The sequence below is a fragment of the Rhizobium sp. 2YAF20 genome, assembly GCF_052114685.1.
Taxonomy (GTDB): Bacteria; Pseudomonadota; Alphaproteobacteria; order Rhizobiales; family Rhizobiaceae; genus Rhizobium.
Genome location: NZ_JBFRFF010000085.1, coordinates 1 through 7,132, shown reverse-complemented (window position 1 = coordinate 7,132; position 7,132 = coordinate 1). Strand labels below are relative to the sequence as shown.

Genomic DNA, 7,132 nt, shown 5'->3' with positions numbered 1-7,132 from the left:
CACCAGCCCGTCCGGCGGCGAGAGCGGATCATGAAGCGCTTCAAGTCACAGCGACATCTACAACGCTTTGTCTCCATCCATGACCCGATTGCCAACCTGTTCCACATCCCGCGCCACGACATCCCCTCCAGCCATCATCGCGAATTGCGCGCAGCGGCGATGAACCTGTGGGCGAAAATCGCCCGGGCATGACCAACAAAATAGGCCGGCGGCATGGGCTGGCCTCTTTGCGGTTAAGTTTACGATGCCCCTCAATCGCATGCTGGCATGCGCTCGCCCGAATTCCGTCCGCTGCCAACCAGCAAAGGTATAGCGTCTGCTTCAAAGACAGAAGCCGTTCACTTTGTGACCCATGCACCAACGCCCCGCTGATTGCGAACCAGCCATGGCCGCATATGGGGCGCTGACCGCATGGGTTCGCGAGGCGTTTCCTGAGACCAGCAATTGCCGAGATCAAACATCTACGACGGCCCCGCCCCGCTCTGGTCTCATGCGGCCGGGCTGCCCGAAAGTGCCGATTGCGGCAGGCCGGGTGCGGCGCGTTTGCCTGTCACCCAGTGCAGCATCAGGGCGATGGCGATGAGCACGGCGACGATCTGGATGGCAAACACCATCTCATAGGCACTGTTGATATCGAGTCCGGCGAGCTTGCTCGACTGGAAGACGATTTCGAGGATCTCGATCCCCACTTCGGTGCCGAACATAATGATGAAGGCGGGCGCCAGGGCGATGATCTTGTTCTGCGCTGCGAGCCCCGAGACGACGCCGATGACGGCGGCGGTCGCCATGCCCATGCCGATGCTCGACAGCATCTTGGAGATGTAGAACAGCGGAACGTTGACCTCCTGGTAAGGGTAGAAATAGATCGCCACCATGCCGGCGAGCAGGAAGGGCAGGGCCAGCCCGACCATGCGCGTGCCCCAGTGTGGATAGCGCACCATCACGGCGCCGGTTGCAAACACCGAGATGATCTGGCTGGCGGCGGCAAGCGTCGCGCGGTTGTCGATCAGATCCCCCGAGCACAGATGCCGCACCAGATAGGCGGTGTCGTAGAGGCCGGTGGTCGGGATTTCCAGCACGAACAGCACGCAGAGCAGGAAGATCGCCAGATGTGGCACCTGGCCGGCACCGCGGGTCAGGTGCTTGCGCCTCAAGAACAGCGCCACGACGATGGCCAGGAACAGCGCCATCAGCGACAGGCTGATGATGCTGTCGATGCCGACGAAGGAGTTGGACGCCGTCCAGGCCTCGAAGGAGATGACGGCAACGATCAGCGGCAGCGCCCGCTTCCAGGGCTTCGGTGTACCGGCGGGTACCGGCGCCAGCGCGTCGGCCACTTCGCCCTTGCCGCCGAAGACGAAGGGAATGAAGGTCAGGAAGATCAGCGGCATGGCGGCAAGAATCAGGAAGTAGTTGCCGGTGCCGATATCGAATGCGACGTATTTGACCAACTGCGGCGTCACCAGGAAGGCGATCGGCTGGGCCGAGATCCACACGGTGGTGAGCCGGGCGCGCATCGCCGGATCGCTCTCGTCGTTGATCGCCAGCTGGGCCAGCGGCGCGAAGAATGCGACCGAGAAGCCGCTGAAGGCGAAACTGGCGATGATCACCGGTTCGCGGACCTCGAGTGCCGGATCGACCAGCATGGTCACGCCGATCATGGCATAGCAGACGGTGGTGATGACGGCGAAGATGACCGCGATCTTGCGGGCGCTGCGTAGCGAGATGACGAACGGGGCCAGCGCCAGCGCAAGAACGGCGCCGCCGAGCAGCAGCTCGATCAGCACGTCGGTCTTTTCCACCGAGATGTTGAGGAAGCTGGCGAACTCGCTCTGCGACACCGATACCGTGGTTGTGCTGATCGACCGCAGTCCGTTGCCGAGCAGCACGAACATCGCCAAAATGAGACCTTCAAGCGCAAGGAGACGGTGCATTCTGTTCTCTCAATTCTTGAGGTTCTGGATCATCCGGTCGGCGGCGCGGATCGCCAATGCGGCGATCGTCAGCGACGGCGCGTTGACGGGGGCGGTAACATGGGCGCTGGAGCCGAGGATGTAGAGATTGCGGTGATCATGGGCAACGAGATCGGTATCGACCACCGAGGTCTTCGGGTCGCGGCCCATGCGGGCGGTGCCGCCGATGATGGCGTTGGACAGGTAGGGATCGTTGTTCTCCACGTTGGTCGCGCCCATCGCCGCAAAGATCTGCCGGTTGATCCTCAATGCTTCGGCCAGCCCGGCCTTGGTGTAATCGTCCATCGTGAAGGTCACCTTCGGCTTTGGCACGCCGGCGCTGTCCATGGTGTCGGCCAGCTCCACGCGGTTGTTCCAGTCGGGCAGGACTTCGGCGGACGAGTTGAGGCGCAGGTGACGGGCGACCCGGTGGTTGATGGTGCGGGCAAGCTCCGCCCCGGTCATGCCCTGGGCAATCAGCTTTTTGGCCAGGCCGGTCGCATCCGAATTGCCCGACCAGCCGCTGTTCATGAACGAGGTACCGGCGGCGGCATACTGGCCGCGGAAGGTGCCGTCGCGCAGTTCCAGCAGGCCGCCGGTCTGCTGCGGTCCGCGATAGGGATAGACCGGTTCCGGCATCGTCGCCCAGGCGTCCTGGTTGGCCTGGGTCAGCAGATAGCGGCCGACGGCGCCGGAGGCATTGGCGACGCCGTTTTCCGCCCCCGCCTGCTTCGAATTCAGCAGCAGCCGCGGATTTTCGATCGCATGGCAGCAGAGGGCGAAAACGTCGCCCTCGACCCAGAACGTCTCGCCGTCCGGCCGGCGGACCTTTACCCGGGTGACATTGCCGTCGGGCCCGAGCTCGATGTAGGTGGCCAGCGCGTCAGTCAAAAACTTGGCGCCGGCGGCTTCCGCCTTTTCGGCATGCACCGAGGCATCGTATTTGGCGCCGATCGGACAGATCGGCACGCAGGTATTGTTGCCGCAGCAGGCCGGGCGGCTGTCGAAAATCTCGGAATTGCGGGCATGGGAAAAGCGGCCAGCATGCAGGCCGAGGGTATCGAGCGCCTTGATCACCTGGTGATCCACGTAGCTGTGCGGGATCGGCGGCATCTGGTACGGGGTATCGCCGCGCGGCGCGCCCCAATTGAATGCCGGATCGCCGGCCACGCCCCAGCGCTTTTCCGCCTCCTCGTAGAAACCGACCAGTAAATCGTAGGTGATCGGCCAATCCTCTGCCACTGCATAGTCGGTCTTCATCCGGAAGTCGGCGGGGCGCAGACGGTCGGCAAAGCCGGTCCAGTGCCAGGTGGTGCCGCCATAGAGCCGCAGATAGGCGCCGATGAACTTGTCCGCGCCGGCCTGGACGTAGAAATCGTCGTATCGCCCGTCTTCCGGATGGGGGGCGGAAGGCGCGCTCGGATAGGGAGACTGCGGACCCTTGACCGGATTTTCGTAAAACGTCTTGAGGTTGCTGGACCGGTCGCGGCGCGGTCCGGCCTCGAGCACCAGCACGTCGACGCCGTTCAGCGCCAGCGTATAGGCCAGCTGCGAGCCGGCCATGCCGGAGCCGATGACGACGACCGTTGCGCGCATCACATAGCTCCCGGAATAGGTGCGTTTTCCCAATGGCCGAAACCGGGGCCGCCGCAGAGGCCGGGAGCGCTGGCGAAAGTCACCGCTTTCCAGGACAGGCACCAGGGGTAGTATTTGGCGCTGGTGACGCCGTCGCGGACGACTTCGCCGCTATAGAGAAAGGTGGCGACGAAGGCCGCTTGTGCCTGCAATGCCGGCGCGGCCTCGGCGACGCGGTCCGGCAGGGGGCCGCTGCCCAGCGCCGCCACGAAGATGCCCTTGGCTTCAGGGCCATAGGCCAGCACGAATTCGTATTCCGCCGCTTCGATCAGATAAGGCGAGACGTCGGTGACGCCGCCGATCTGGCGGGCGATGTCGGAGAAGCCCTGGTCGCGGTCGCCGAGCGCCCGTGCCTTTGCTGCACCGGGAATCAGCGGCAGGATGCCGAGGAAGATGCGGCGGCTGAGTTTCATTTGCTGACCACCACGAAGCCACGCATTGCGTTCGAGCCGGTATCGACGGTGGCCATTCCCTTATAAAGGTCGGCAACCGTCATCCAGACCGGCGGATATTTGTATTTCGCCACGTCGAGCACCAGCACACGGTCGCTGTCTGCGTCATAGGCGGCCACAGGCGAAATGTGGCCGTCGCCATTCTGGCCGATCGGCCGGCGCGAATAGTTGATGACGAGACGCTTGGCCGGATCGGCCAGCACGGTCTTCACCGTGTCGCGCAGGGCGTTGATGTCGAAGGCGTCGGCGTGCTTGAATACGGCGGTGGCGCCGAGATTGGTGAAGAACTGCGCCAGCTGGCTGAGGACCAGGCCCTCGTGCTCCACCATCGGATAGGGTTTCACCTTCTCGTTCTCGGCGGTGAAAATGTTTTCCTGGGTGAAGAACGGCCAGGGATAGAGCCGCTGTGACACCAGGCGCGGGCCGCCGAGGCTGTTCATCACCGCGGCAATGGTTGCGGGGCCGCAGAAGGTGAGGATATGTTCGCTGTCAAGCGCGCTTGCCAGCGAGAAATACTGGCCTTCCAATTCGGCGCCCTTGAACAGTTCGATGCCCTTGGCATCCGGCAGATAGATCAACTCGTCGGCATTCGCTGCGTGCGGCGCCAGCGCCAGCAGGACGAGGCAGGCAGAGGCTTTGAGAAGGCGGTTCATTTCTGATCTCCAAACCAAGCGGACAGGGCGGCGATATCGTCGTCGCTCAGGCTCTTGGTAATTTCATGCATGACGATGGCCCGGCCGCCGCCGCGAAGGCCGCTGCGATAGGCATTCAGGGTGTTCAGCAGGTAGACCGGCTGCTGGCCGGCGATGATCGGCACGTCGGCAAGGCTCGGATGACCGTCGGCGCCGTGACAGGCAAAACACTGCGAAGCCTTGGCCGGCGGGTAAGCCGGTGCCGCCAGCCCGTCGGCATAGGCGGTCATGGCCAAGCTTGCCAATATCGCTGCCAGCCCGAACCGACAGATGGCCTTCGCTGCAAGCCGTTGCATGCTCAATCCTCGATGTTGATGTTGATCATCATGCCGGTGTCCTCGTGTGGCAGGATGTGGCAATGCATAACGTAGCGTCCGGAAAAATCGGTAAAGCGAGTGCGGAAGCGCAGCGTGCCGGCCGCCGGTACAGCCACGGTGTCGAGCCACGGTTTGCGCGGATCGGGCACGCCGTTGACGTCGATCACCTGGAACGGGTTGACGTGGATGTGCAGCGGGTGCGGATAGGGCGTGGTGTTGACCAGCGTCCATTCCTCGACCGCGCCGACTTTGGTGGCCACGTCGTCGCGTCGCGGATCGAACGGCTGGCCGTTGATGGTGAACTCGGTATCGCGGAAGAAGCCCTTGACCTCGGAGACGCCGAGCACGAACTGGCGGTGACCGGTGATCTCGCTATCGGCGATATCCGTGAGGATGCGGTTCTTCGGCAGCGGCCCTTTCGGAATATCCCGGCCGAAGCGAATCTGCTTGCCGACGCGCGCGTCATTTTCGGCAATCACCACGACTTCGGCCAGCATCATGTCGGGCAGCGGCTGCTTGCCTTGGTTGAAGGCCGGGCGGCGCAGCTCATAGGTGCCGGCCTTCGGCGCCTTGACCAATATATTGGCCCGGTTGCCGGGTGCCAGGTCGACAGTGGTCACCAGGTCGGCTTTGGGCAGCGGATTGCCGTCGCGCCCGACTTCGTAAAGCTCCAGTCCATCGGCGGTCAGCGGCAGGAATTGGGCGTCGCCGGCATGCAGGACGCGCCAATGTTGGACTTCACCCTCGCGCATGTAGATGCGCGGGCGATAGTTGCCGTTGATCAGGAAATTGCGCTCGGCATCCAGTGCCCAGATCGGCTCTTCGCTGGTCAAAAGATCTTCCAGCCCCGTCACCGGCGCCTGGAAGACCATGACCCGTTCGACCATCGCGGCAATTTCAGGAACCGTGTCGAGCGTCCCGCCAATGATCGCCATGCCGGCGGCACCCGACGCCACCTGGGCAGCAACCGAACCATGGCGATGCGGGTGGTACCAGTAATTGCCGGCCGGATGATCGTGCGGGATCTTGACGACGTAGTTGAAGCGCTGGCCCGGATCGATGTTCAGATAGACGTTGTCGCTATTGCCGCGCGGGCTGACATGGAAGCCGTGGAAGTGGACATTGGTGGTGTTGAAGCGGTTCGGCGCGTTGGTGACCATCTGGCCGGTATCGGAATTGGCCGGCATGCGGTTCTCGAAGGCGACCTCCAGGGTGTCGCCCGGCATCAGCCGCAAGGTTGGCGCAGGCAGGCGGCCATTGAAAATCCGAAGCTTCGCCAGGCCCGAGGGCAGACTGACCTCGGTGATGGCCATGTAGAGATTGGCTTTGAGGCGCCCGCTCTGGCTGCGGATCTCAGCCGGGTTGACGAGATCATCGGCAATGCCAAGTGGAGAGATTTCGGGATAGGCCTCGCCGGCGCCAGCCAACCTTCCGCTCAAAAGCGCGCTACCGGCGCCGCCTGCCAAGGTTGCCGCAACAGAGCGTTGCAGAAATTTGCGCCGCGAAAACATATGCATGAAAGCTTCCCCTCAGAATACTTTCAAGAGCGGCCTTAGACCTTAATTTTACGCTAATTCGGCGCGCAAGCAGTGGCTTTCTGTGACTTTTTTCTGGGCGGCGGTCCCCCGCGAGATCTGGACAAGGCTTAAATGTTTAGTTCCGGGCATTTGCGGGATCGGACCGGCGGTGAATCTTTCAGGTTTTTTGTTCACGTCTGCAGATGGATTGGTAAGGTATAACGCCTCTTAGAGTCTTGAGACGGAGCGTAATTATAGGCGGCGACGAAGTCAGTCAGATGGTGGCGAAGCTGATCATCGCGGTCGTAATAATAGCGTTGGCATCGTAAACTTAACCGCAAAGAGGCCAGCCCATGCCGCCGGCCTATTTTGTTGGTCATGCCCGGGCGATTTTCGCCCACAGGTTCATCGCCGCTGCGCGCAATTCGCGATGATGGCTGGAGGGGATGTCGTGGCGCGGGATGTGGAACAGGTTGGCAATCGGGTCATGGATGGAGACAAAGCGTTGTAGATGTCGCTGTGACTTGAAGCGCTTCATGATCCGCTCTCGCCGCCGGACGGGCTGGT

Annotated in this window: 6 protein-coding genes and 2 pseudogenes; 1 reads left to right on the top strand and 7 read right to left on the bottom strand. The window is 62.5% G+C overall.

From position 1 onward, the window contains the following. Positions 1 to 192: pseudogene (locus AB4Z52_RS35490) on the top strand (IS6 family transposase); the annotation flags it as partial. Positions 193 to 488: 296 nt separating this feature from the next. Here AB4Z52_RS35490 and AB4Z52_RS35485 read toward each other — a convergent pair. The 7 genes and pseudogenes from AB4Z52_RS35485 to AB4Z52_RS35455 all read right to left on the bottom strand — a co-directional run. After that, positions 489 to 1,889, bottom strand: a complete 1,401-nt coding sequence (locus AB4Z52_RS35485; protein WP_442222505.1) for a hypothetical protein — start codon at positions 1,887 to 1,889, stop codon at positions 489 to 491. 54 nt (positions 1,890 to 1,943) lie between these two features. Next, a complete protein-coding gene (locus AB4Z52_RS35480; RefSeq protein ID WP_442222504.1) occupies positions 1,944 to 3,548 on the bottom strand; it encodes a GMC oxidoreductase in 1,605 nt (534 codons plus the stop codon). After that, complete coding sequence (locus AB4Z52_RS35475; RefSeq protein WP_442222503.1) at positions 3,548 to 4,000, bottom strand: hypothetical protein; 453 nt, start codon at positions 3,998 to 4,000, stop codon at positions 3,548 to 3,550. Before AB4Z52_RS35475 ends, AB4Z52_RS35480 begins: the two co-directional genes overlap by 1 nt. After that, complete coding sequence (locus AB4Z52_RS35470; RefSeq protein ID WP_442222502.1) at positions 3,997 to 4,692, bottom strand: phytochelatin synthase family protein; 696 nt, start codon at positions 4,690 to 4,692, stop codon at positions 3,997 to 3,999. The genes AB4Z52_RS35475 and AB4Z52_RS35470 overlap by 4 nt, the downstream gene beginning before the upstream one ends. Next, positions 4,689 to 5,027, bottom strand: coding sequence for a c-type cytochrome (locus tag AB4Z52_RS35465; protein WP_442222501.1), 339 nt, complete (start codon positions 5,025 to 5,027; stop codon positions 4,689 to 4,691). The genes AB4Z52_RS35470 and AB4Z52_RS35465 overlap by 4 nt, the downstream gene beginning before the upstream one ends. Before the next feature lie 2 nt (positions 5,028 to 5,029). After that, entirely contained in the window at positions 5,030 to 6,361 is a 1,332-nt protein-coding gene (locus tag AB4Z52_RS35460; protein WP_442222500.1) for a multicopper oxidase family protein, read from the bottom strand. Between the two features lie 580 nt (positions 6,362 to 6,941). After that, positions 6,942 to 7,132: pseudogene (locus AB4Z52_RS35455) on the bottom strand (IS6 family transposase); the annotation flags it as partial.

Excerpts from the sequence above, each read along its gene's own strand:
- AB4Z52_RS35475 (WP_442222503.1), bottom strand. The coding sequence starts at position 4,000 with ATGAAACTCAGCCGCCGCATCTTCCTCGGCATCCTGCCGCTGATTCCC.
- AB4Z52_RS35465 (WP_442222501.1), bottom strand. The coding sequence starts at position 5,027 with ATGCAACGGCTTGCAGCGAAGGCCATCTGTCGGTTCGGGCTGGCAGCG.
- AB4Z52_RS35480 (WP_442222504.1), bottom strand. The coding sequence starts at position 3,548 with ATGCGCGCAACGGTCGTCGTCATCGGCTCCGGCATGGCCGGCTCGCAG.
- AB4Z52_RS35460 (WP_442222500.1), bottom strand. The coding sequence starts at position 6,361 with ATGGCCATCACCGAGGTCAGTCTGCCCTCGGGCCTGGCGAAGCTTCGG.
- AB4Z52_RS35470 (WP_442222502.1), bottom strand. The coding sequence starts at position 4,692 with ATGAACCGCCTTCTCAAAGCCTCTGCCTGCCTCGTCCTGCTGGCGCTG.